Annotated in this window: 18 protein-coding genes, 1 pseudogene and 1 other annotated feature; of the genes and pseudogenes, 15 read left to right on the forward strand and 4 right to left on the reverse strand. The window is 40.5% G+C overall.

The genetic code is table 11. The features are described 5' to 3' along the window. Window positions 1-319: 319 nt before the first annotated feature. From ifs to B7709_RS06900, 4 genes are all read left to right on the forward strand, one after another. Window positions 320-1,198 carry an NAD glycohydrolase toxin immunity factor gene (gene ifs / locus B7709_RS06885; protein ID WP_084972215.1) on the forward strand — a complete coding sequence of 293 codons (879 nt, stop codon included), beginning with the start codon at window positions 320-322 and terminating at the stop codon, window positions 1,196-1,198. Window positions 1,199-1,377: 179 nt separating this feature from the next. Next, the gene (locus tag B7709_RS06890; RefSeq protein ID WP_084972216.1) at window positions 1,378-2,469 is read left to right on the forward strand and encodes a hypothetical protein; all 1,092 of its coding nucleotides are present in this window, start codon (window positions 1,378-1,380) and stop codon (window positions 2,467-2,469) included. Between the two features lie 53 nt (window positions 2,470-2,522). Further along, complete coding sequence (locus tag B7709_RS06895) at window positions 2,523-3,431, forward strand: hypothetical protein (protein ID WP_084972217.1); 909 nt, start codon at window positions 2,523-2,525, stop codon at window positions 3,429-3,431. A gap of 477 nt (window positions 3,432-3,908) precedes the next feature. Further along, complete coding sequence (locus tag B7709_RS06900) at window positions 3,909-4,763, forward strand: TPM domain-containing protein (RefSeq protein ID WP_084972218.1); 855 nt, start codon at window positions 3,909-3,911, stop codon at window positions 4,761-4,763. A gap of 128 nt (window positions 4,764-4,891) precedes the next feature. Here B7709_RS06900 and yidA read toward each other — a convergent pair whose 3' ends face one another. After that, the gene (yidA, locus tag B7709_RS06905; RefSeq protein ID WP_084972219.1) at window positions 4,892-5,698 is read right to left on the reverse strand and encodes a sugar-phosphatase; all 807 of its coding nucleotides are present in this window, start codon (window positions 5,696-5,698) and stop codon (window positions 4,892-4,894) included. A 9-nt stretch (window positions 5,699-5,707) separates the two neighbouring features. After that, window positions 5,708-7,015 (reverse strand): HD domain-containing protein, encoded by a 1,308-nt coding sequence (locus B7709_RS06910; protein ID WP_084972220.1) that lies wholly within the window; start codon window positions 7,013-7,015, stop codon window positions 5,708-5,710. Between the two features lie 71 nt (window positions 7,016-7,086). On the opposite strand from B7709_RS06910, the gene B7709_RS06915 reads away from it, so the two are divergent. Continuing rightward, window positions 7,087-7,464, forward strand: coding sequence for a YwiB family protein (locus B7709_RS06915; protein ID WP_084972221.1), 378 nt, complete (start codon window positions 7,087-7,089; stop codon window positions 7,462-7,464). 24 nt (window positions 7,465-7,488) lie between these two features. Here B7709_RS06915 and B7709_RS06920 read toward each other — a convergent pair whose 3' ends face one another. Further along, window positions 7,489-8,571: a DEAD/DEAH box helicase gene (locus tag B7709_RS06920; RefSeq protein ID WP_084972222.1), complete on the reverse strand. Its 1,083-nt coding sequence runs from the start codon at window positions 8,569-8,571 to the stop codon at window positions 7,489-7,491. Continuing rightward, window positions 8,568-9,545 (reverse strand): Gfo/Idh/MocA family protein, encoded by a 978-nt coding sequence (locus tag B7709_RS06925; RefSeq protein WP_084972223.1) that lies wholly within the window; start codon window positions 9,543-9,545, stop codon window positions 8,568-8,570. The genes B7709_RS06920 and B7709_RS06925 overlap by 4 nt, the downstream gene beginning before the upstream one ends. A gap of 155 nt (window positions 9,546-9,700) precedes the next feature. Here B7709_RS06925 and B7709_RS06930 point away from each other — a divergent pair, with 155 nt between their 5' ends. From B7709_RS06930 to B7709_RS06975, 10 genes and pseudogenes are all read left to right on the forward strand, one after another. Further along, window positions 9,701-10,387, forward strand: coding sequence for a YoaK family protein (locus B7709_RS06930; protein WP_084972224.1), 687 nt, complete (start codon window positions 9,701-9,703; stop codon window positions 10,385-10,387). Window positions 10,388-10,451: 64 nt separating this feature from the next. Continuing rightward, window positions 10,452-10,539 (forward strand) — a sequence feature (ribosomal protein L21 leader region). A gap of 34 nt (window positions 10,540-10,573) precedes the next feature. Beyond that, window positions 10,574-10,888, forward strand: a complete 315-nt coding sequence (gene rplU / locus B7709_RS06935; RefSeq protein WP_000109137.1) for a 50S ribosomal protein L21 — start codon at window positions 10,574-10,576, stop codon at window positions 10,886-10,888. A gap of 15 nt (window positions 10,889-10,903) precedes the next feature. Beyond that, window positions 10,904-11,248 (forward strand): ribosomal-processing cysteine protease Prp, encoded by a 345-nt coding sequence (locus B7709_RS06940; RefSeq protein ID WP_000613705.1) that lies wholly within the window; start codon window positions 10,904-10,906, stop codon window positions 11,246-11,248. Window positions 11,249-11,264: 16 nt separating this feature from the next. Beyond that, entirely contained in the window at window positions 11,265-11,558 is a 294-nt protein-coding gene (gene rpmA, locus B7709_RS06945; RefSeq protein WP_000916509.1) for a 50S ribosomal protein L27, read from the forward strand. Window positions 11,559-11,970: 412 nt separating this feature from the next. Next, the gene (locus tag B7709_RS06950) at window positions 11,971-21,390 is read left to right on the forward strand and encodes a beta-N-acetylglucosaminidase domain-containing protein (RefSeq protein ID WP_084972225.1); all 9,420 of its coding nucleotides are present in this window, start codon (window positions 11,971-11,973) and stop codon (window positions 21,388-21,390) included. A gap of 124 nt (window positions 21,391-21,514) precedes the next feature. Next, window positions 21,515-21,763 (forward strand): annotated as a pseudogene (locus B7709_RS06955) (DNA/RNA non-specific endonuclease); the annotation flags it as partial. Between the two features lie 97 nt (window positions 21,764-21,860). Beyond that, complete coding sequence (locus B7709_RS06960) at window positions 21,861-22,097, forward strand: DUF2829 domain-containing protein (protein ID WP_084972226.1); 237 nt, start codon at window positions 21,861-21,863, stop codon at window positions 22,095-22,097. Then, window positions 22,090-22,788: a 3-oxoacyl-ACP reductase gene (locus B7709_RS06965; RefSeq protein WP_084972227.1), complete on the forward strand. Its 699-nt coding sequence runs from the start codon at window positions 22,090-22,092 to the stop codon at window positions 22,786-22,788. The genes B7709_RS06960 and B7709_RS06965 overlap by 8 nt, the downstream gene beginning before the upstream one ends. Before the next feature lie 9 nt (window positions 22,789-22,797). Further along, complete coding sequence (locus B7709_RS06970; RefSeq protein WP_084972228.1) at window positions 22,798-23,298, forward strand: NUDIX hydrolase; 501 nt, start codon at window positions 22,798-22,800, stop codon at window positions 23,296-23,298. After that, window positions 23,285-24,013 (forward strand): GNAT family N-acetyltransferase, encoded by a 729-nt coding sequence (locus B7709_RS06975; RefSeq protein ID WP_084972229.1) that lies wholly within the window; start codon window positions 23,285-23,287, stop codon window positions 24,011-24,013. The genes B7709_RS06970 and B7709_RS06975 overlap by 14 nt, the downstream gene beginning before the upstream one ends. Window position 24,014: the final 1 nt, after the last annotated feature.

Genomic DNA, 24,014 nt, shown 5'->3' on the forward strand with positions numbered 1-24,014 from the left:
TTGATTGCCTACCTAATATATCCTAGTTTTTTGCCATTATTTTTCCACTCGATGCTTTTGTTTATTCTCTATTTGTGTATAGCCAATAATTTGCACAGGAGAAAGAAGGTAATGGAGAGTTTGATAAGAAATGTGCGCACCAACTAAATCTTTTTTGGTCTATGATAATTCTGCAATGTTAAATAAAGGAAGCAAATTTATACGACAATAGAAATTCAGCAATACAAAAGTTGTACGATATTAAAAAACAACAATGATTATGAGAAATAGATTGAATAAATACCTAGAAATAGGCAGAATTAACCAATGGAGTAATTAAATGAAGACATATAGACTAAAAACAGATACCGAGTGGGATATTATGAGGTATAAAAAAGCAATTGAAAATCACAGAGAAATAGATGCTTTCTTAGGTATTGATCCCGAGTATAGGATAGGTCATCGAGATTCATATTATCAAGATATTACGGATACTCATATTTTGATAGAATATTGCCTTTATCCAATTTATGTAGGCGGAGATTTTGATATTCCAGACCGAGTTTTAGATATTTTAAAGGAGTTGGCTTCTAGTCAGGATACTATACATTTGTATCAAGTTGTATCATTTATCAAAAAACAAGAAGATTTACTGGGAGAATATGATGCTTTACCTTTTATCATTGATGTGGAGAACATAGTACCTATTGTTCTTGAAAGTATTTATAATCTTCCTAATGAGAAAAAGGTTGATTATTACCGTAATATTTGTAATTTAATTGATTCCATGGAGCTTTTCAAAAGCTGTGATAAAAACAAAGTAGAATATATTGTTAATGAGCAGAAGAAAGAGGAAAATAAGAATAGAAGAAAAATTAAATCAGTTGCAGAAGTATGGCCAATTGTACTAGACGTTACAAATATTGATGCGATGGGTGTTTCAGATGACCATTTAGAGTTGTTGTTGATTGATGAAAACAAATGGATAGAGTCATTAGAAGAAGAACATTTGTTGAAGCTTCAAGAAAAACTCAACAACTATATTTATTTCCTCGAAAGCAAGCAGTATGTGGCACGATATGGCGATAGTTTTGACAGAAAAGTCATCCATATCACTTTCCAGTATTCTCCATCGGATAATGGACTAGCCTTCCTCGCAGCTGTTCAGAAGGTATTACAACCAACGGATATGAGTTTGAAGATAGAATTGCCAGAGTAATAAAGAGAGCGAAATCCGCTCTCTTTTTGTGGTATAATGGGACAAAGACATTTTCCTTTTGCTTTTCTGTTTGGCAATCATTTCAAAGCAGATTCAAAAGATGGCGAATAGTCTAAATCAGGTTAAAGGAAAAGTTAAGAGTATTTCGAACAGAAATATGGCAAATAAGGAGGAGAGAAATGAAGAAAGTACTACTAATAGTCGGATCTGTCCTGTTGGGTGTTCTGCTTCTATGGGGCTATCATAGTTATCAACAATCAGAACAGGATAAACAAGAACGCCAAAAATCAGAGCAGGCCAAGCAAGAACCTCAAAAATATGAAAATATGGGTTACTATACAGGAAAATGGGAAATTGATTCTTATGAGTTTTTAGAAGATGGCAGGGGAGTGGCCGTGCATTGGAAGTCGCTGAATCCAGAAGAAGACCGATTGTTTGCCAAATACAATCCAGAAGTAGCTGAGAACTTTTTAGGCGTTCATGGGGCCTCTAATCAACGCTATATTGTTCGTGATTATTTCCATAATTTTACCCATAGAAGGATACAAAAATTACCTAAAGAGGATCCTGACGTTTATTATGCCATGTCCATTTATCGAATAGGTGATCGAAAATTGGAAGGGAGTCAGCTCGATATTTATAAACTTGTAGAGGACTATAACCCTGATTATATACCCGAAAAAACTGGTGGTATTATCGAAAAGGATGGTAAAGATTATATATCCATACAAGTATACAAACGAGGATGGAAACTATCACAGGAAAGTCATTTATGGTTAAATTTAGAAACCAAGCAAATTGATTGGGAAGACACAAAAATACAACAGTATCCTAAAACTCCTTCGGTAGATCTAGGTTCTTTAAAAGAGAAATTGATAGAGATGACTATCTTACAAACTTACTATGATAGTCTTCGCCAAAATCAACTTTCTTTTCATCAAGATGTATTGAAGGGAAGTGTTTTAGAGACAGTTGCGCCTAAGGTTTATCAATTATTAAGTGAGCAAGATTCACAGTTTTTCCTTTTGATTGATTCCAAGTATGATTATGATAAGGTTTATGGAGATGTTCCACAGTTTCTTGATTTGTATCAGCTTTTTGTCCCAGCAAATACGAATCTTTACGAAGGATTGATGATTCCAGCCGAACTTAGCAAGGATGATCAAGAACATTCAATCAATACCAAAGAAGAATTTGACTTGTATTACGATGTTGCTAAAGACCGCGAACTAAACAAACAACGTCGAATATTAGTTGAAAAAGGAGAATAAGAGGACGATTCGTCCTATGTATTTAAACTCAAATAAAGGAGGATTTTTACCAAATGAAATACCTAAAGACTCTCAGCTTCCGAACTAAGGTGTTTGTGGGCTTGCTTCTAGTTTCTTTGGTGGGCTATGGTGTTTATGCCTATACCTGGCCCATATATGTCCAATGGCAGGAAGACCATGAGGTATTGATAGTTAAAACAGAGGTGGAGCGCATTGAAACCTTTGGTTCCCAGAACCGTTATGTTTATTATAAAATGAAGGAGCCTATGATTCCAGTTGTTTTATCCAATCATTTTGTTATAAGTAATGCAAAGTTTGTTGGGAGGAGCGAGAGTAATCTGGTGGAATTAACGCTAGATGTTTATGATCTCAATCATTTAGAGAACCTACCAAAGACGATTGATGTAGTCAAACTGATCCAAACCTATGACCAAAATTATAGAGTAGATTTTTATTCTACAAGAAATTACACTAATGATGGGAAAGATTATTTAGTTTTTTCTTTGAGGAATAAGCAAAATAGAGAAGATAAGAAGGAGGTTGCTTTGGATGTAGCTTCTGAACAGATAGTACCAGCTCTACCTACAGATAAAGCAGAATCAAAACGAACCCCTTTTTCGTTCGATTATACCAATCTAGATAAGATAGCTACTGAATACGGCTTCATACCCACTTACGATTTAGCCTACAGTAATGATTCAAAAGTGAGAGAAGATACTAATATAAACTTTATTAGGGACTACCCCGAATATTATAAGGCTATGGAGGGAGCCGCTAATATAGTAGTTAGAAAAGGAGCCTATTCCGATCCGGAAGCTATTTTCCAAGATATGCGGCATTGGTTTGCGCCGGTTGGTCAGGATAAGCTAGATGTTGTTGGGATAGATCCCAAAACAAAGGAAGAGACTCCGCTCAACAGTTACCAAGAGTATCAGGAATGGTATGAGAAACACGTAAAATAGATTTGGAAGGACTCCACCAAGGCTTGGAGACTGTCAAAAGTCTGGGCAAGAATGTTTCTGATTTTTTCCATGGTATTTCTATTCGATGAAATTCAATCACAAATTAGTTTAGTTCAGTGGAAGAAATAGATAATGAATTAGTAAAAATTGACTGGATAAAAAGGTTATGTCATCTGCAGATAATCTGATTTCGTACTTCAATTCTAGTATGAAGACTATGTAGAAATGATTTTATTGGTCAAATTTGAAAGCAACATTCAGTGCTGAGATACAATATTGTTAATAAAAATTTAGAACTAGTTTTCCTATATTTTTACGTTGATTCAGTCAGATAAATAGCTTATAATGGAACTACCTTTTACGATAGATCGATAGAAAGATGACTTTATTAAAGTAATTCTATTTTAAAAAAGAATATCCTTTATTCTCGTTCTTATTGAAATTGTAAATTGTCAACAAAAGGAAGATTCGACTTTCATGATGAAAAAAATAGCTTTAATCCTAATGTCTTTTTTTACAATCCTGTTATTCTTTATTGGACCAGCTCAAGCAGATTTAGTGATATCAGATAGACCTTCCAATGGTATTTATGATCCAAATCATTATTTATCAGGGGCTGTTTCAGATAAACTACAGGAACTAAATAGCAAATCGGAAATTCAAATTGGCATTTATATTGTTGAGAGTCTAAATGGTGAATCTTTAGAAGAATTATCAAATACTATAGCCAGATCTTGGAAAATCGGTTATTCGGATTCAAATAAGGGTGCATTGTTACTGATTGCTATAAGAGATAGAAAGTTTCGTATTGAAACCTCTAATAACCTATCTATTACATTGACTGATACAAAGGCTAAGAAAATATTAGATGCCTCTCGTGATAAGATGCGAGCAAAAGACTATGACGGAGCTGTTATTGATATAATCCAAAATATTTCCGATCAAGAATATAAATTAGCTGACGCACCTGTGGTGGAGAGAAATTATTTACTTGAAATCGCAAAAGGATTATGGGATATGTCAATAGGAATTATTTTGTTATATGGCGGATATTTTATAATTTCTTATTTGATTAATCTTTTTAAGAATGGTACTGTTTCGGAAAGAAAACGAAAATCTAATAAATCATATAAGGGTAATGATAAATTATTCCCCTATGATGCTGCCTTTATTAATGATGGTTCATGGTCGCAAAAAGCACTAAGAGACTTCCGTAGCAAAAATAGAGATAAGTATCCTGAGGAAAGTAGCAGTGATTCCTCATCGTCTTGGTCGAGTGATGATTGGTCTGGTGGTGGTTTTGATGGTGGAGGATCATCAAGTGATTGGTAATTTAGCAAAGTTCATAGCGATTTGCCTACCTAGATGAATTAACTTGATTACTTTAAAAATGATGGGATAGAAAAACTATTGATTTGAAAAAACCGCTCTGCTGAGCGGTTTTCGTCTATTCTTACCTTTTACAATACCCAAGTACGGATAGCATGGGCTACGCCAGATTCGTCATTTGTTTTGGTGATGTATTTGGCGATTTTTTTGAGTTCTGGATTTCCATTTTCCATAACAACGGGGTTTCCAACGACTTCGAGCATGGCGCGGTCGTTTTCTTCGTCACCGATCGCCATGGTTTCATCTTTGGTCAATCCAAGTTTTTCAGCTAGGTGAGTGATGGCTGAACCCTTGTCTACATTCTTTTTAAGGAGTTCAAGGTAGAAAGGAGCAGATTTGTTGATAGAGTATCGTTCGTAAAATTCTGCTGGGATTTTTTTAATCGCAGCATCGAGAATCTCAGGTTCGTCAATAAACATACATTTGACGATTTCTTTGTCAGCCATTTCTTCAGGAGTGCGGTAGAAGATGGGCATGCTGACGAGGGTTGATTCGTGCACCGTGTATTTTCCAATATTGCGATTGGCGGTGTAGATACCATCCTTGGTAATGGCGTGCATGTGGACACCGAGCTTGCGACTGAGAAATTCCATATCCAGATAATCCTCATAGGTCAAGGATTCGCTGATAATCTCCTGGCCAGTAGCAGTTTCTTGAACAAGGGCACCGTTGAAGGTTACCACATAATCACCTTCGTCTCTCAACTGCAAGTCGTCCAGAAGTTTGGCAACACCAGCGATGGGACGGCCCGTTGCAATCACGATTTTGACACCGGCTTGTTTGGCTTCTTGGATAGCAGAAAAGACTTCAGGAGTGATTTCCTTTTTACTGTTGACTAGGGTACCATCGATATCGACGGCAATTAGTTTAATACTCATATATTTCCTCTATTCGTTCTTATTCGGGGTAAAATGATCGTTCTCAATTAAGTGTAAAAATTGCTGGGTGATACTTACAAAAATGCTGTTTGGATTTAACATTTCTTTCGGGAAATAGAAACGATTGTCTCCGTGGCGGCTGCCAGCAAGGGATTGGACGATAGGAGACAGGCTAGAGAGTTCCGCTAGTTCTCCATTTTTCTGCAGAATCTCAATCTGTGTCCGTGGATTTTCAGATTCGGGACGATAGATATCATAAGGGAGGTCAAAATTCTTATGAATAGCAGTATAGTAGTCTGGATCAAAACCGATTTCTTCAACCAGTTGTCTCATGGTTGCGAGTTGGTCTTGGTCTTTTTCTGAAAAAGTAATGGATTTAAAGACCTTGCGGTTTACAAACCGTTGCGACAAGTCGGATAGTATCTTGTCAGGACTGGTCATCCAGAGCTGGAAGTAGGTATTCATCACACCATCATCAAGAGCCAGATAGTCAGACAAGGTCACATTTTTTTCAAAGAAAGGAAGGAGATGTGGAGAAGTTCGTGCAAAGAATTCCTTGTCCTCAGGGTAGAGTTCCTTAGCGCGCTTGAGAAGATTCTGCAGGAGGACTTCCATGGCGCGTGTTGCTGGGTGGAAATAAACCTGCATATACATCTGGTAGCGACTGAGGACATAGTCTTCAATGGCGTGCATGCCATTGCGCTGAAAGGCGATCCCATTTTCGACAGGACGAATCACTCGGAGGATCCGTGTCAGGTCAAATTCCCCATAAGATGCTCCTGTAAAATAGGAGTCGCGCAAGAGATAGTCCATGCGGTCCGCATCGATCTGACTGGAAATGAGTTGCACGACCTGCTTGTTAGGGTAGGTATGATCGATGACACTGGCTACCTTCTCCGGGAAATCGGGTGCTACTTGTAGCAGAACTTGGTGAATCTCTGTCTCAGGACTTTGGATGATTTCCTGAGTAATGGCCTCATGATCTGTATCAAAGAGATGTTCAAAAGTATGGGAGTAGGCACCATGCCCAAGGTCATGTAGGAGAGCAGCGGTCATGGTCAAGAGAGACTCAGCAGGATCCCATTCCTCAGGATATTTTTCTTCAAAAATCTCTGTGATACGTCGTGCAATCTCATAAACCCCCAAACAGTGGGAGAAGCGGCTGTGCTCCCCACCATGGAAGGTATAACTAGAAGTTCCTAGTTGCTTGATACGGCGCAGACGTTGAAATTCTTTTGTATTGATCAAGTCATAGATGACCTGATTATTGACGTGGATATAGTTGTGAACTGGGTCACGGAATACTTTTTCGTTCATATGACCATTATAGCAAAATCCTGCTCTTTTTGGTAAAATAGTAGGACAAGAGACAAGAAAGAGGATTTGATGTGAAGATTCGGATGCGAAATACGATTCGGTTTGATGAACAGTTGGAAGTCATTGACCAACTCTATGACGTGGAAGTGCGTGAAAAGGGAGATTATACTTACTTGCTTTTTTACAATGAGGAAAAGGAAAAAGTGGTGCTCAAGTTTCATGGTAAGGAACTGGTGATGACACGTTTCTCGAATTCCAAGACCATCATGCGTTTTCTAAAGGATAGTGATAGTTTAGCCTATATTCCTACTCCAATGGGGATGCAGGAGTTTATCATTCAAACGAGTCATTACAAACTAGATGGGCAAAAGATTGAGCTAGCCTATCAACTACAAAATCAAGAGGGACATCCTTTTGCCAGCTATCAACTAGAAATTACTTGGGGATAAGAAAAAGGTTGGCGAGAGCCAACCTTATTTGATATAGAGTTCTTGATTTTTTAAGACAATTTCGCGTACACTTGCAAATTTCTTGAGTTTTTTAAGTTCTTCAGGATGGGTTACGAGAGTGATCACATAGCCATCTTTGCCCATGCGACCTGTACGGCCAGCGCGGTGAGTGTAAGTTTCGATGTCTCTAGGAATATCAAAGTTTACGACACATTCTAGGCTATCGATATCAATTCCACGAGCTAGAAGATCAGTTGTAAGGAGCAGGGTTAGTTGCTGGTCCTTAAACTTTTCCAAGATAACTTTTCTAAATTTAACATTGACATCACTAGCGAGGGAAACAGCCAAGATATCCCGATACAGTAGCTTTTCTTCTGCGCTTCCAAGGTCTGATAGGCTGTTAAAGAAGACCAAACCACGAAAATCCTCTACATGAGCCAGCTTTCGTAGCATATCCACTCGGTGACGTTGGTCTACCTGCATGTAGAAGTGCTGAATGTTGTCCAGTTTTTGATCAGAAAGATCAATGGTGCGCGTGTTGGGAGCAATCTTTTCTTGGTCAAACTTGGTCGTCGCACTCATGTAGATGAGTTGGTGGTCACGAGGTGCATAGTGAGTGATTTTCTCGACAAAGTGAATCTGAGAATCATCAAGCAATTGGTCAAATTCATCCAGAATGATGGTTTCCACATTCATCATCTTGATTTTTTTCAGTTTGATGAGTTCAAAGATACGGCCAGGAGTTCCAATCAGAATTTCTGATCCTTTTTTTAGGCGTTCAATCTGGCGTTTCTGACTTGAACCTGATAAGAAGAGCTGAGCAGTTAAGCCGATAGCTTCTGCCCACGTTTTACATACATCAAAAATCTGTCCAGCAAGTTCTGTATTTGGTGCTAGAATCAAGAGTTGCTGGGCTTTTTTCTTTTGTAGTCTGAGTAGACTAGGTAGGAGGTAAGCTAGGGTCTTACCAGTTCCTGTTGGGCTCACTCCTAGGAGGTTTTCTCCATCGAGAATGGGCTCAAATAGTTGAGTTTGAATGGGGGTGAATTCTTGGAAACCGAGTCGGTCACTTAGTTCTTGCCATTCAGTAGGTAGTTTGGTTTTCATTTTTCTGCCTCAAATCTAATGCCAGCAGACTGGCGCATGGTATAGAGTAAATCATGAACAGAACCTGCATCATCCAGCCAGATCTGGTAAAGTGTCTGGTCTGGTTGCTGGATCATGTGTGCAAATGCAGCAACTTCCTCAGTCATCGTATGAGGAACTTGTTGGATAGGGAGCTGGACTTGATTTCCTTGGTGGTCGGTAAAAATAGCTGAGCGGACATGCTCAATCGTGTTGAGTGTCAAGGTTCCATCTACTGTGTAGATCTCGCAAGGAAGATTGGAAGTGATGTTTTTTCCAGCCTTGATATGAACTTGAAAGTCAGGGTAGAAGAGGATACCGTCGCCATTTAGGTCAATGCTATTTTCAAGCTGTTGAGCCTGATAGGTCGCGTCCTGAGCTTTTCCAAAGAGGCGAACGGCAGCGTAGATAGGATAAATCCCCAAATCCATAAGAGCTCCACCAGCAAAACGGTCTGAAAAGACATTTGGCGTATGCCCAGCCAACAAGTCAGGCATCTTGGAAGAATACTTGGCATAGTTGAAATCTGCTCCCAGCACTTGCTTGTCTGCTAAAAAGTTTTCGATAGTAGTAAAAGCTTCTTCGTGATAATTACGAGCTGCTTCAAAGATAAAACAGTGATTTTTATCAGCTGTTTGAATTAGATTCAGCCATTCTTGTGGCTGAGTGACAGCTGGCTTTTCAAGAATGACGTGCTTACCAGCAGACAAGGCAGCCTTGGCTTGAACAAAATGCAAGGAGTTTGGACTGGCGATATAGACTACATCAAAGGAAGACTTAAAGAAGTCTTCTAATTGATCAAAGAGTTGGATATTCTGATAGCGAGAAGCAAAGGTTGTGGCAGTTTCTAGTTTTCTAGAATAGACTGCAACCAGCTGGTATTCTCCGCTAGCATGGGCTGCTTCTATGAAATGGTGGCTGATAGCCCCTGTTCCGATGACACCTAATTTAAGCATAGATACTCCTTTTCCGACTTCAAATCCTTCCTTCATTATAACATAGAAAAGAAGGACTATCCAACAGATGGTAAAAATTTTCAAATGGACTACGCATTTCTTGGAGAAAGTGGTACAATATTTAGATAGGTAGATGAAATGAGAAGGGGGAGAAAATGAGATTATTACCAATAAGAAAAATATCACGTCAGTCTAAGAGACTAGCGCTTTTTTTGACTTTTTGTGCAGGGTATGTCGATGCCTATACCTTTATCGTGCGAGGGAACACCCTTGTGGCTGGACAAACTGGGAATGTCGTCTTTCTTTCTGTCGGACTCATTCAACAGAATGTTTCAGATGCCAGTGCCAAAGTAATGACCTTATTTTCTTTTATGATGGGTGTCTTTTTTCTGACATTGTATAAGGAAAAACTACGAATTGTTAAAAAGCCGATTTTGTCCTTGATTCCTCTTGCAGTCCTATCCCTAATTATAGGCTTTGTGCCGCAAACGGTTGATAATATCTATCTCGTACCGCCATTGGCCTTTTGTATGGGACTGGTGACAACTGCTTTTGGAGAAGTGTCAGGTATTGCCTATAATAATGCTTTTATGACAGGGAATATCAAACGTACCATGTTGGCTTTTGGAGATTATTTTCGGACTAAACATACGCCCTTCCTGCGTGAAGCCTTGATTTTTGTTAGCTTGCTTAGCAGTTTTGTCTTCGGAGTTGTTTTTTCAGCTTATTTGACGATTTACTATCAGGAGAAGACAATTTTAGGTGTTCCCCTGATGATGAGCATCTTTTACATCAGTATGCTTTTTGCTTCTTGGAGAAAAAAAGGGAAAGAAAAAGCTTAAATTTGATTGATTTCGCTTGTAAGAAAAAAGAAGATATGCTATACTTGAATAGTTGACTATGCACAATCCTGTGCAACCGCACGAACATCGTTGCTCACTCTGTGAGACAGAAGTGGTTCGTCCCACGATGCTAGGCGAGTCTTCACAAAAACACGGGGAAACCCTAAAAATCATAGGAGGTGCATAATGAGCACATACGCAATTATCAAAACTGGCGGAAAACAAGTTAAAGTTGAAGTTGGTCAAGCAATCTACGTTGAAAAATTGAACGTTGAAGCTGGTCAAGAAGTTACTTTTAACGAAGTTGTTCTTGTTGGTGGTGAAAACACTGTTGTCGGAACTCCACTTGTTGCTGGAGCTACTGTAGTTGGAACTGTTGAAAAGCAAGGAAAACAAAAGAAAGTTGTTACTTACAAGTACAAACCTAAAAAAGGTAGCCACCGTAAACAAGGTCACCGTCAACCATATACAAAAGTTGTCATCAACGCGATCAACGCTTAATTTTAAGGAGAACACATGATACAAGCAGTCTTTGAGAGAGCCGAAGATGGCGAGCTGAGGAGTGCGGAAATTACTGGACACGCCGAAAGTGGCGAATACGGCTTAGATGTCGTGTGTGCATCGGTTTCTACGCTTGCCATTAACTTTGTCAATTCCATTGAGAAATTTGCAGGCTATGAACCAATCTTAGAATTAAACGAAGATGAAGGTGGCTATCTAAAGGTTGAAATACCAGCGGATCTTCCTTCGCACCAGAGAGAAATGACCCAGTTATTCTTCGAATCATTTTTCTTAGGTATGGCAAACTTATCGGAGAACTCTTCTGAGTTCGTCCAAACCAGAGTTATCACAGAAAACTAACACGGAGGAAAACATTATGTTAAAAATGACTCTTAACAACTTGCAACTTTTCGCCCACAAAAAAGGTGGAGGTTCTACATCAAACGGACGTGATTCACAAGCGAAACGTCTTGGGGCTAAAGCAGCTGACGGACAAACTGTAACAGGTGGATCAATCCTTTACCGTCAACGTGGTACACACATCTACCCAGGTGTAAACGTTGGACGTGGTGGAGACGATACTTTGTTCGCTAAAGTTGAAGGCGTAGTACGCTTTGAACGTAAAGGTCGCGATAAAAAACAAGTTTCTGTTTACCCAATCGCAAAATAAAAAGGTCCAGTGAACCTTTTTATCCCGAGCCTTGAAATGTAAAGGCGAGGAAGCTAGAAGTAGCATTAAATAAGGCTTTCCGAGTTTTCGGAGAGTCTTTTTGTTATATGTGTATTAATCCGTCTCACGCTGTAAGGTCTCAGACAAGTAAACTAATCTCTATGCTAGTGTGATATTTGATAAGTTTATTAGAGATAGTGCTCAGTAATATCAAGATTTCTTTGAGAGGCATATAAGAAATCAAAAAACGTTAGCTACTCTCTAGAATGTTTGATACTTGAGTTAATTAGAAACTTTAAATTTTTTTATAAAAAGACTTGACATTTTTAGGGAAGGGTTGCATAATAGAGATAATAATATATAAAATGCGTTATTGAAAGCGCTTACTCATTTTTAGGAGGAGAAAAGGAAAATGGATAAGAGATTTTTTGAAAAAAAATCTACCTATAGCATTCGGAAATATGCTGTAGGAGTGTGCTCTGTTGTGATAGGAACTATGTTATTCAGTTCCCAACTAGCTGCAGCTGCAGAAGTTACTCCTACAAGTCCTGTTTCGAGTGCTAGTTCGGCGACTGAGACTGATGAGACTGCTTCGGGGGCGGTAGAGAAGATTCAACCCTTAGATGAATTGCCAGCAGATTTAGCTGATAAACTAGCTAAAGCAGAGGCGGGGGGAAATGATACTCCAAGTACAGAAGGTCATGAACCAACTTCCGAAGCATCTGCGGAAGCGACTTCACCTAAACCAGCTCAACCTAAGGTTAGCAATGAACCAACTCATCCAGAATCAGCAACAACTGCACCAACAACAGAAGTGGAAAAGACCCCTGATATCAATCATTTATTAAATGTTCGTGTAAGCGCATCCAATCACGAACAAAACACTTCTTTTACTGCTGATAAGGCAGTTGATGGAGATAGTACTAGTCGTTGGGCGACAGATAAGGATGTAGTCAATCCTCAGTTGACTATGACACTAGATAAAGTGACATCAGTCAAACGAATTGAGATCGATTGGGATCGTAGACAGAGAACAGGACAGCCGAACGATCCAAACATTCAAGGATGGAAATTATACTATGCTACAGCTGAAGCTATCAATGAAGAGGAAGCGACACGTAAGTGGAAGTTGGCTTATGAAAAAGATGGTCAACCGGTTTTAGACGAAAGAGTCAACTTGGATGCTCCGATTGAAGCCAAATATCTCAAATTGGAAATCACAAAATACACTGAAGGTAGTATGCGCTGGCGCAATGTCGGTATTCAGGAAATACGAGCTTATTCTAACATTCCAGAACCAGATAAGGTAACAAATCTTAACCAAGTAGAGTCACTGACTTTGGCTCAAGATGGACATTCACTTGTTTTACCTGAATTACCAGGTAAAGTTAGCTTAGTTGGTAGCAATAAAACAGGTGTGATTGATCTGAATAATAAAATCCACCAGCCTTTAACAGAGCAGACAGTTAAAGTTTCTTTGCAACAAGTGCATGAAGGCCAAACCATTACCAAGGAATTTGAAGTTAGAGTTCCTGGTCGCTATGCAGATGAGGGAGTTGGAGACAAACCAACAGTGGCTCCAACTGTTCAGCAATGGCATGGTGAGGAAGGACGTTCTTCTATTTTGGAAGATACCGTTCTATCTGTTGGAGATTCAGGATTTGACAAGGCAGCTAATTTCTATGCCAATGATTTGATTTCTCGAGGTTTAGAGCTTGCCAAGGGAGACAGTACTTCCGCGCATCGTATTGAGTTTAAAAAGGTAACGGACAAGGGCTATGGTGAAGAAGGCTATGGTATTACGATTCGTGATAATGTCTTTACCATTGAAGCGCAGACCAATAAAGGTGCCTTTTATGCTACTCGAACCTTACTTCAAATGGGGCAAGAAAATATCCAAAATGGTGAAATTCGAGACTTTCCAAGTTTCAGCCACCGTGGATTTATGCTAGATACTGGTCGTAAGTTTATTCCTTATGATACTCTTGTGGACATTATGCTAAACATGGCTTACTACAAGATGAATGACTTGCAGTTGCATTTGAATGATAACTATATCTTCCTCAAGGAGCACTTAGCAGGTAAACATCTGACCAAGGAGCAGGAAATTGAGTATGTGCTCAATCATGCAGATACAGGTTTCCGTTTACAGACAGATATTGTCGGTGACAATGGTGTGCCTTTGACTTCTAAGCAACACTATACCAAAGATGAAATGCAAAGACTCATCGCTTTGGCTGATGAGCTAGGAATCAACTTGGTGCCAGAAATTGATACACCGGGGCATGCTTTATCATTTGTGAAGGTTCGTCCAGACTTGATGTATAAAGGACAGCTAAGTCCGAATAAGCACAATGTAGAGCGTGTTGCGATGCTTGATTTGGACAAGAATTATGATGAAACATTGCGCTTTGTCAAGTCTGTTTATGATAAATTGCTGGATGGTAAGGATGCACCGCTTCGTGGAGTTAAGACGATTCACATCGGAACAGATGAGTACTATGGCAACAATGAAAACTATCGTCGTTATGTCAATGATTTGATTACCTACATTAAAGGTAAGGGTTATACACCACGAATTTGGGGTTCACTTAGCCGTAAGAGTGGTCAAACCCCAGTTGATTTGAAGGATGTCGAAGTGGATATCTGGAGTCTAGGATGGCAACATCCCCAAGCGGCTTTGAAGGCTGGTGCTAAAATTATCAATATTACTGATGTTCCGACTTACAGTGTGCCAAATGGTAATAACCAGCAAGGAGCATATGGTGATTACTCTTCTTATGAGTATCAATATAATCGTTGGACACCAAATGATTTTACGACAGCAGGAAATGGTCCAAAATTAGCGGCTTCAAACCCTCATATCTTGGGTGGTGGACATGCTGTTTGGAATGATAATATTGATCTCCACGAAACAGGCATGACTTCTTATGATATTTTCAAGCGCTTCTTTGAAGCAACAAGAGTTACTGCTGAAAAGACATGGGGATCAAACCGGGCTGCTAACAACTTTGCAGGAAGAACCTTACCACACGCAGACTATGTTTATGCACCAGGTAGCAATCCAGAGTACAAGATTGATGATACTGAGACCTATGAAATTAATCCAAAGACAATCAAGCGTTACGATGCAGAAAACATCACACAAAGCACTAAAGGCCTGGTCTTCAATAAAGAAAGCAAGATTGAAAATGCCATTGGGAACGTCGGTCCAAGTCACGTCTTAAAAGTTGATGTGACGGTTACAGGTGACGGTGTGCAGGAGTTAGCTTCTAGTGAGGGGAACAAGCTCTATTTGTCTGATGAGTCAGGTAAAGTAGCCTATAAGTTTGAGCAACACCATATTCAGTTTGATAAGACATTGGAAAAAGGTAAACGCTATGAGCTAGTCTTTGTCACCAAACCTCAGTCAACTGAGCTCTATGTCAATGGTGAAAAGATTAATCGTATTGCTAACCCAGCTCACCCGAGATTGGCTCACACAAGTCTTGTCCTACCTCTTGAAAAAATCGGAGGTTTTGAAGGTACTTTGCACAATCTCAGCTTGTCTGATAAGCCATTTGTCAATCCACGTTTGATTGCACAGGATCAGATTGCCCGTGTGGAGGCAAGCAGTGAGCAACTACCAGGAAATGCGACAGAAGGAGCTGTTTCTAAAGCCTTTGATGGCAATCCTGCAACCTTCTGGCATTCACATTGGACGAAGAAGGATCCGTCTTATACGGTTACTATGACCTTGAAGCAAGCGACAGCTGTAAATGCTTTGACTTATCTTCCTCGTCCAGGTGGCGGAAATGGTCTTGTGACTAAATATGAAATCTATGCTAAAAAGGCTGATCAATTGGTTAAGGTAGCTGAAGGTACTTGGGATAATAATGCAGCTGAAAAGATTGCAAACTTTGAAGCTGTCGAAACGGATACAATCCAGTTGAAGATTCTACAGGGAGTAGAAGGATATGCTAGTGCAGCTGAAATCAATCTTTTGAAACCAATAGCTACATCAGATGAGCCTGCTACACCACCAGCACCAAAACCAGATCCAAAACCCGAAACTCCAGCTCCGAAAGATGACGGAACTGTTGAATTGGAAGATACCTTTATCGCTAAAAAACCAGCAGATCCAAGTGTAGTAGAAGCAGCTTTGAGAAGCCAAGAATACCTTAAGAAACAGTATAAGATTTTCCCAACTCCTCATAAGGTTACTTATGGCGATGGCTTGGTACGTCTAGATAAGAAAGTTCATTTGGTAATTGGTGAGCAAGTTGATATTTATACTCGTAATCGACTCAAGTCTATTTTGCAAAATAGCAATATCTCCTATACTACTGGTAAGACAGCCGAAGCTGGAGCAACTAATATCTATCTGGGAGTTCACCAGACTGGCTCAAAAGCGGAAGAAGCTCAGAAAACAGAGTCTGTCAACCAAGGACTATTTGATAAGATTGATGCTTATTCATTAGTGGTTAAAGGTCAGCAAATTTCCATTGTCGGAAAAGATACAGATGCTGTCTTCTATGGACTAACAACACTCAAGCATATGCTAAATGATAGCTCTGCTCCAGTTCTGCGTGAGGTCAATGTTGAAGACTATGCAGATGTGAAGAATCGTGGCTTTATCGAAGGCTATTATGGTAACCCATGGTCCAACGAAGATCGTGCGGCCTTGATGCGTTACGGTGGTGATTTGAAACTGACCCAGTATTTCTTCGCACCAAAAGATGACCCATATCATAACAGCAAGTGGAGAGAGCTTTATCCAAAAGAAAAACTAGAAGAAATCCGTCAGCTCGCTAAGGTGGGGAACGAAAACAAGACTCGTTATGTTTGGACCATTCATCCATTTATGAATAGTCGAATTCGCTTCCAAAACGAGACGGTTTACCAAGAAGACTTGAATGCAATCAAGGCTAAATTTACCCAGTTACTGGACGTCGGCGTTCGTGAGTTTGGTATCCTTGCAGATGATGCAGCTCAGCCTTATGGTGGTTATGAAAGTTATAACCGCTTGATGAAAGATATGACCGATTGGTTGACTGAAAAACAAGCGACTTATCCGGGCTTGAAGAAAGAGATGATCTTTGTTCCAAGTCAGTATTGGGGCAATGGTCGGGAAGACGAATTGCGTTCCCTAAACCGTAATCTTCCGAAAAGTAGCATTATGACTCTGACAGGAGGAAAGATTTGGGGTGAAGTTTCTGAAAACTTCTTGACTCAACTTAAGCAAAATATAGAGGCATCTGGTCAACCATATCGTCCTGTTCAACTTTGGATCAACTGGCCGTGTACAGATAATTCTAAACAACACCTTATCTTGGGTGGTGGTGAGAAATTCCTACACCCTGGTGTGGATCCAAGCCTAATCGGTGGGGTCATGCTCAATCCAATGCAACAATCAGAACCATCTAAAATTGCTCTCTTCTCAGCTGCAGAGTACAGCTGGAATATCTGGAAGAATGAGGCAGAAGCCAAAGCTGTTAATGATATAGCTTTCAACTTTGCAGAAACAGGTCGTTTCACAGAGACCAAAGAATCTGCAGCCTTCCGTGAGCTAGGTAAGCACATGATTAACCAACATATGGATAATCGTGTTGTGAAGCTAGAAGAGTCTGTAGAGCTAGCTCCGAAACTGACAAACTTCATGAGCAAGCTGAAAGCAGGTCAAGATGTCTCAGCTGAGCGCAAAGAGTTGAAGGCAGAATTTGCTAAGCTAAAAGCTGCAGCTGAGACCTATAAAGCATCAGGAAATGAACAGATGCGTGAGCAGATTAAGTACTGGCTTGACAATACCATTGACCAGATGAATGCCTTAGATGCTCTCTTGACAGCTACTGAATTTATTGGTAGTAAAAATGCTGACGGCCTTTGGAATAATTACTACAAGGGCTTGAAAGATTATGAGCAATCTAAGAAACATTCTTTCTGGTATGTTGACCATTACGAAAATGCTGAGCTAGGTGTACAGCATATCCGTCCATTTATCCTTAACCTTAAAGAATATCTGGCCAAGGAGATCGAAAAAGAACTGAACCCAGATAAAGTTGTAACGACCTTCGTTACTAATCGTACAGGTGGTGAAGGAGATTTGACTCAGGTCTTGGACGGAGACTTGTCTACTCAGATTATCTTTAAAAATCCAACCAGAATTAGCGCTGGTGATTATGTTGGACTCCAGTTCAATAAGCCTGTTTCTATCAAGAAATTGAGCTTTGCTATGGGAGCTGTCAGCAATCTGAAAGACACCTTTAACAAGGCCAAGATTGAATACCTAAATGAAGCGGGTGAGTGGACTGCCCTTCCTCAAGGTAACTATGTCGGCAATGAGTCTGAGATTACCTTAGATAATCTTGACATCAAGGCCAAAGGTATTCGAATGGTTGCGACAGAAGAACGAGACAATACTTGGTTTGCAGTCCGTGAAATCGCAGTTAACCGTCCTCTTGAAAATGCCAAGAAGAAAGCTGGAAGTATTACCATCAGTCCAAATCTGGTCTATAAACTCAATACAACGGCTGCCAAGATGACTGACAATAGTGATAGCACAGAAGCAATGTTGGCAAGTTCTTCAACAGCAAATGGAGAAAGAGATACAACCCCGGTAGATGCTTGGGTACAGTTGGATCTTGGTTCTCAACAAACAGTCAAGAAGATTCGTTTGGTACAAGGAGTGACAGATAAGCTAGCAGCTGGTGTCATCGAAGTCTCTACTGACGGACAAAACTGGACAACGGTAGCCAACTTAACAGGTGAGCAAAGCAAAGAAGTTGAAACCAATCAGAATATCCGTTATGTACGCGTTAGAAATACGCAAAAGACTAATTTCTGGTGGCGAATTGGCAACCTATCTGTCGAGTCAGAGACTGGAACAGACCAATACACAGACACTGATGTTGAACAACTCAAGACTACTCAAGTCCATGAAAAATTGGGCCGCTACGAGATGGATATTCCAGCTGGAACAACTTTAGATGCGGGCCAATATCTTGGAATGAAACTAGATCGCCTCCATGAAATTGAGGATTTGAAACTGGGTGAGAATGCTAATCAAGCACTCCAGCTTCGCTATTCTCCAAATGGGGTGGAGTGGTATAGTGCCTCTGAGTTACAGGATCACCAGCTCGTCCGCTATGTACGTCTTGAAAACAAGACAGGTCAGAAACAGGCAATTGGAACGACTTCCTTGCTCTTGACTACTAAGGAAATTCAACCAACATCAATTGAGTCAACCAGCATGGGTATCGATCCTAACTATGGTAGTGGAGATGTTCGTAAAGCGAAAAACCTAGACCAACTCTTTGATGGTGATTTAAACAATTATGTTGAATTTTCTGATTATCCACAAACCGATGGTCATATGACTCTCAATCTTGGAGCAACCCGTCAAATTAAGAAGATTCGTGCCTACATTAAAGATGGCACACAGAACTATCTTCGTGATGGAAAGATTCAAGTTAGCGCAGATGGCAAGACCTGGAAAGATGTAGTTTCAGTAGGAGATGGTCAGGAAAATCCAGCACGTGATGACTCCTTAACTGATGGCTGGACACATGATTCACAGCGACCTGGAAATCGCTATATTGAGGGAGAATTGCCAGAAGCAACTGCAGCGAAATATCTCCGAGTGCTCTACACAGCTCCTTATCGTCATCGCTTTGTTGGATTTACAGAGTTAGTTATCAATAATGGAGAATACACTAAGTCAGTCAATAATCCAACTGTGGAAGGTGCGGGTACAGAGAGCAAGTCATCTGAAAAGAATAATATAGCAGATGGAAATATTCTCAGCAGTTACAAGGCGACCCAAGACAGCGGTGAGTTGATTTACCATCTATCTGAAAAGACAGAATCAAATCATGTTCGCCTGATTTCAGATATTCCAGCAGGAAGCTCAGCGCACGTTTGGGCAAGAACCATTTCCAAAGATGGGCAAACAGCTTGGCAAGACTTGGGTGCGGTTACCACAAGTTTCCAAACCTTCCAGCTCGCTAACAGCGCCCACTTATTAGATGTTAAATTGAAGTGGGAAGGTGGTCGCCCTGAGTTTTATGAGGTTTCTACCTATCATGCTGAGATAGCTGAGACACCTAATCCAGATACACCAACACCACCAGTTCACAAGACGACACCAGCTGAAGGCGTTCCAGCTCCTGTAGTTGAACAGCCGCGCTTGGATGTGGTAACTGAAGAAGTTGGCTTCAAGACCGTCGAACGCGAAAATCCGCAATTGCCTAAGGGCACTCGAAAAGTTGTCCAAGAAGGCAAGGTTGGTGAGAAGACTACGCTTGTTGAAGTGACAATTGAGAATGGCAAGGAAATCGGTCGAGTGACTCGAGATAGCTTCGTTTCCAAAGTTCCAGTGGATCAAATCGTGGAAATCGGTAAACCAGTTGAGCAGGTAACGCCAGCTGCGGGCGATAAAGAACTTGTAGTCGAACAGCCGCGCTTGGATGTGGTAACTGAAGAAGTTGGCTTCAAGACCATCGAACGCGAAAATCCACAGTTGCCTAAGGGCATCCGAAAAGTTGTCCAAGAAGGCAAGGTTGGTGAGAAAACCACGCTTGTTGAAGTGACAATTGAGAATGGCAAGGAAATCGGTCGAGTGACTCGAGATAGCTTCGTTTCCAAAGCACCAGTGGATCAAATCGTGGAAATCGGTAAACCAGTCGAGCAAGTAACACCAGCTGAAGGCGTTCAAGCCCCTGTAGTTGAACAGCCACGCTTGGATGTGATAACTGAAGAGGTTGGCTTCAAGACCATCGAACGCGAAAATCCACAGTTGCCTAAGGGCACCCGAAAAGTTGTCCAAGAAGGCAAGGTTGGTGAGAAGACTACGCTTGTTGAAGTGACGCTTGAAAATGGCAAGGAAAGTGGCCGAGTGACTCGGGATAGCTTCGTTTCCAAAGCACCAGTGGATCAGATTGTGGAAATCGGTAAACCAATCGAGCAAGTGACACCAGCTGAAGGCGTTCAAGCACCTGTAGTTGAACAGCCGCGCTTGGATGTGGTAACTGAAGAGGTTGCTTTCAAGACCATCGAACGCAAAAATCCGCAATTGCCTAAGGGCACCCGAAAAGTTGTCCAAGAAGGCAAGGTTGGTGAGAAGACCACGCTTGTTGAAGTGACGATTGAGAATGACAAGGAAAGCGGTCGAGTGACTCGAGATAGCTTCGTTTCCAAAGTTCCAGTGGATCAGATCGTGGAGATTGGAAGTAAGGAAGAAAAACCAAGCACTCCACCAGTACCATCTAAACCGGAAAGTGATTTGCGTATTCTGACTGATAAAGCTACCAAGGTTCAAGTCATTGGTACCAAGGCTACACTGGATAAAGTTGTTAGTCTGAAAGTCAAGAAAGTGAAAGCACAAAACTTGGAAGGCAAGATTTATGATGCCTACGATATTACTCTGGAAGATCAAGATGGTCAGCCAATCCAGCCTAAAGGCAAGGTATTTGTCAGTCTGCCTCTAGCTGCGAACAAAGAAGTTGAAGCTGTCTATACTGTTAAAAGTGCTCAGCAAGTGGATAGTCTTGTTTTCCAACAAAAAGGTCGCTATGTCGAATTCATGACAGGTCAACTGAGTGTTTATGCAGTTGTGTACAAGACTAGTGCGAGCCAAGTGCAGGAAGAAAAACCAGAAATTCCTTCACAAGATCAAACTAACAAGCCTGATTCTCCTCAGAATAAAGAAGCTAAACCGGATGCACCGCTACAGACTCCAGAAAGAAAAGAGACTGCAGTCTTGCCAAATACTGGAACAGCAACAGATTCCGCTTTCTTACTTGGTCTTTTAACCGCCTTGACAGGATTGTTCCTGTTCAAAAAGAGGGAAGAGTAAGTATTTGACAAGGATCTTGTGGTTGATGGACGATAAAGAGTTCCTGAAATCGAAAGTTTAGGAGAAGGCCATATGGTCTTCTCCTTTTTCAGGCTTTTTGTCAACTGAAATGAGCGACTTATGTAGAGGTCATTTGATTGGGTATCAGTTTAGTGGATTGGATGATGAAAAGAGAAATCTGGTCTCTATGACTGACAGGTTCAATGCTGGAACAGATAATACTAATCAAGAAAGCATGCTTTACTATGAAAACCGTTTGGATTATTGGTTGGGCAATCACCCGAACTACTATCTTGACTACAAAGTGACTCCGATTTATCAAAAGGATGAATTGATCCCGAGAAAGATTGAGTTGCAGTATGTGGGAATCAATTATTTGGAAGCTGTTGCTAAAAACACAGTCAAAAAGCCGTTGGAAAACGGTTTTTTGTTATAATTAAATTATGATTTCAGAATTAAAGGAGAAAAACATGACATTTGAAGAAATCTTGCCTGGATTAAAGGCTAAGAAAAAATATGTACGAACGGGTTGGGGAGGGGCTGAAAACTATGTGCAACTTTTTGACACCATCGAGCAAAACGGGGTTGCACTTGAAGTGACGCCTTATTTCCTCATCAACGTTTCTGGAGAGGGAGAAGGTTTTTCGATGTGGAGCCCGACACTTTGTGATGTTTTGGCGACGGATTGGGTAGAAGTGCATGACTAGACGCGTATTGATTACGGGAGTGAGTTCAGGAATTGGTCTAGCTCAAGCTCGCCTCTTTTTAGAGAATGGCTATCAAGTTTACGGAGTTGACCAAGGCGAAAATCCACTCTTACAGGGTGATTTCCACTTTTTACAGAGAGATTTAACTCTTGACTTGGAGCCGATTTTTGACTGGTGTCCTCAGGTGGATATTTTGTGCAATACTGCTGGAGTTTTGGATGATTACAAACCACTTTTGGAGCAGACCGCGCAGGAAATTCAAGAGATTTTTGAAATCAACTATGTGACTCCTGTTGAGCTGACTCGCTATTATTTGACGCAAATGTTGGAAAATAAAAAGGGAATCATTATCAATATGTGTTCTATTGCCTCAAATCTAGCTGGTGGAGGTGGACATGCCTATACTTCCTCTAAGCATGCCCTGGCTGGTTTTACCAAGCAGTTGGCTCTAGACTATGCTGAAGCTGGGATTCAGATCTTTGGTATTGCTCCAGGTGCTGTCAAGACTGGTATGACGGCTGTAGACTTTGAACCAGGTGGATTAGCGGACTGGGTGGCTAGTGAAACGCCTATCAAACGCTGGATTGAGTCAGAGGAAATAGCAGAGATTAGCCTTTTTTTAGCAAGTGGAAAAGCGAGCGCTATGCAAGGACAAATCCTGACCATTGATGGTGGTTGGAGTTTGAAGTAGGGGAATCTGATGGAAATCAAAAATCACTTTGGCGTCTATGGTGTTTGCTTTGAAAATGGGAAGTTACTTTGCATTGAGAAAACGAGAGGACCCTATCAACATCGTTTTGATTTACCTGGTGGTAGCCAGGAAGTAGGTGAAGGGCTGACAGAAACCCTCAAGAGAGAAGTTCTGGAAGAGACGGGATATAAGCTTAAAGGTTACACTAGTCCTAGGATTTATGATGTGCTGGTTCAAGAAGATGGGCAAGACTTTGCAGTACACCATATCATGGCCTTTTATGATATAGTACTTGATTTAGAACGCTATCAAAAATCACTTCCTCATGAAGTTCTTGACGGAAGTAATGATTCAGCAAATGCACTTTGGTTGAATTTGGAAGAAATTACTGCCGATAATGCTTCTCCTTTAGTGTTGCAGGTTAAGGCAGAGTTACTAGGATTTCCAGAATTAGATATGACAAGCTATAGAAATTGGAAGGTGAAGAAGGGGGATAATGGAACTATTTAAAACATGGAAGAAAAATATGGTTCTCTATGGTCTTAAATCTCAAATCGGAACTGTCTACCGAAACAGTGATAGGACAACAAGCTTTTATGATGTTGGGAATTTTCTATACCTAGCGGGGAAGTTGAATTTCAGATTTTGGGAAGATTTTGTTAGGAAATATGGTTTAGATTATAAGATTATTATTTCAGAAAATACCAATTGGCAAGATTTTCTGCATCGAAAAGTGGGGCTAATTTCTTTTACTCGCTATTCTTTTAAAGATAAGGCAAATTTTCAAGTTGAATTTCTAAATGATCTAGTTACTCATTTAGAGGAAGGTTACAGTATTGTGCCTATTGATAATCATATTTATAACTGCTTTTCTGAGGAAGAATGGTCACAAGATTTAAAGGGAGATTTTGAGTCTTATCAGGATTTTGCTTTAAAAGGTGGATTTGGCTTTGTGGTTCTTAAAAATAATGAACTGATTGCTGGGATTTCCTCAGGGTTAGTTTACCGTGGAGCAGTTGAAGTGGAAGTTGCAACTAGACCAAACGAACAAGGAAAAGGATTTGCTAAAAAGCTTGGTGCTGCAATGATTCTAGAGAGTTTAAATAGAGATATGTTTCCTCTCTGGGATGCTCATAACGAGGCTTCCAAAAAAGTAGCAGAATTTTTAGGATATGAGTTAGTTGAACCTTATGAAGCTTTTGAACTAGATGAAAGCGGCATATAAT

This window comes from Streptococcus oralis subsp. dentisani, assembly GCF_002096335.1.
Classification (GTDB): domain Bacteria; phylum Bacillota; class Bacilli; order Lactobacillales; family Streptococcaceae; genus Streptococcus; species Streptococcus oralis_Z.

What these genes read in the sequence shown, in the direction of transcription:
- ifs (WP_084972215.1), top strand. Translation starts at nt 320, where the DNA reads ATGAAGACATATAGACTAAAAACAGATACCGAGTGGGATATTATGAGG.
- B7709_RS06890 (WP_084972216.1), top strand. Translation starts at nt 1,378, where the DNA reads ATGAAGAAAGTACTACTAATAGTCGGATCTGTCCTGTTGGGTGTTCTG.
- B7709_RS06895 (WP_084972217.1), top strand. Translation starts at nt 2,523, where the DNA reads ATGAAATACCTAAAGACTCTCAGCTTCCGAACTAAGGTGTTTGTGGGC.
- B7709_RS06900 (WP_084972218.1), top strand. Translation starts at nt 3,909, where the DNA reads ATGATGAAAAAAATAGCTTTAATCCTAATGTCTTTTTTTACAATCCTG.
- yidA (WP_084972219.1), bottom strand. Translation starts at nt 5,698, where the DNA reads ATGAGTATTAAACTAATTGCCGTCGATATCGATGGTACCCTAGTCAAC.
- B7709_RS06910 (WP_084972220.1), bottom strand. Translation starts at nt 7,015, where the DNA reads ATGAACGAAAAAGTATTCCGTGACCCAGTTCACAACTATATCCACGTC.
- B7709_RS06920 (WP_084972222.1), bottom strand. Translation starts at nt 8,571, where the DNA reads ATGAAAACCAAACTACCTACTGAATGGCAAGAACTAAGTGACCGACTC.
- B7709_RS06925 (WP_084972223.1), bottom strand. Translation starts at nt 9,545, where the DNA reads ATGCTTAAATTAGGTGTCATCGGAACAGGGGCTATCAGCCACCATTTC.
- B7709_RS06930 (WP_084972224.1), top strand. Translation starts at nt 9,701, where the DNA reads ATGAGATTATTACCAATAAGAAAAATATCACGTCAGTCTAAGAGACTA.
- rplU (WP_000109137.1), top strand. Translation starts at nt 10,574, where the DNA reads ATGAGCACATACGCAATTATCAAAACTGGCGGAAAACAAGTTAAAGTT.
- B7709_RS06940 (WP_000613705.1), top strand. Translation starts at nt 10,904, where the DNA reads ATGATACAAGCAGTCTTTGAGAGAGCCGAAGATGGCGAGCTGAGGAGT.
- rpmA (WP_000916509.1), top strand. Translation starts at nt 11,265, where the DNA reads ATGTTAAAAATGACTCTTAACAACTTGCAACTTTTCGCCCACAAAAAA.
- B7709_RS06950 (WP_084972225.1), top strand. Translation starts at nt 11,971, where the DNA reads ATGGATAAGAGATTTTTTGAAAAAAAATCTACCTATAGCATTCGGAAA.
- B7709_RS06960 (WP_084972226.1), top strand. Translation starts at nt 21,861, where the DNA reads ATGACATTTGAAGAAATCTTGCCTGGATTAAAGGCTAAGAAAAAATAT.
- B7709_RS06965 (WP_084972227.1), top strand. Translation starts at nt 22,090, where the DNA reads ATGACTAGACGCGTATTGATTACGGGAGTGAGTTCAGGAATTGGTCTA.
- B7709_RS06970 (WP_084972228.1), top strand. Translation starts at nt 22,798, where the DNA reads ATGGAAATCAAAAATCACTTTGGCGTCTATGGTGTTTGCTTTGAAAAT.
- B7709_RS06975 (WP_084972229.1), top strand. Translation starts at nt 23,285, where the DNA reads ATGGAACTATTTAAAACATGGAAGAAAAATATGGTTCTCTATGGTCTT.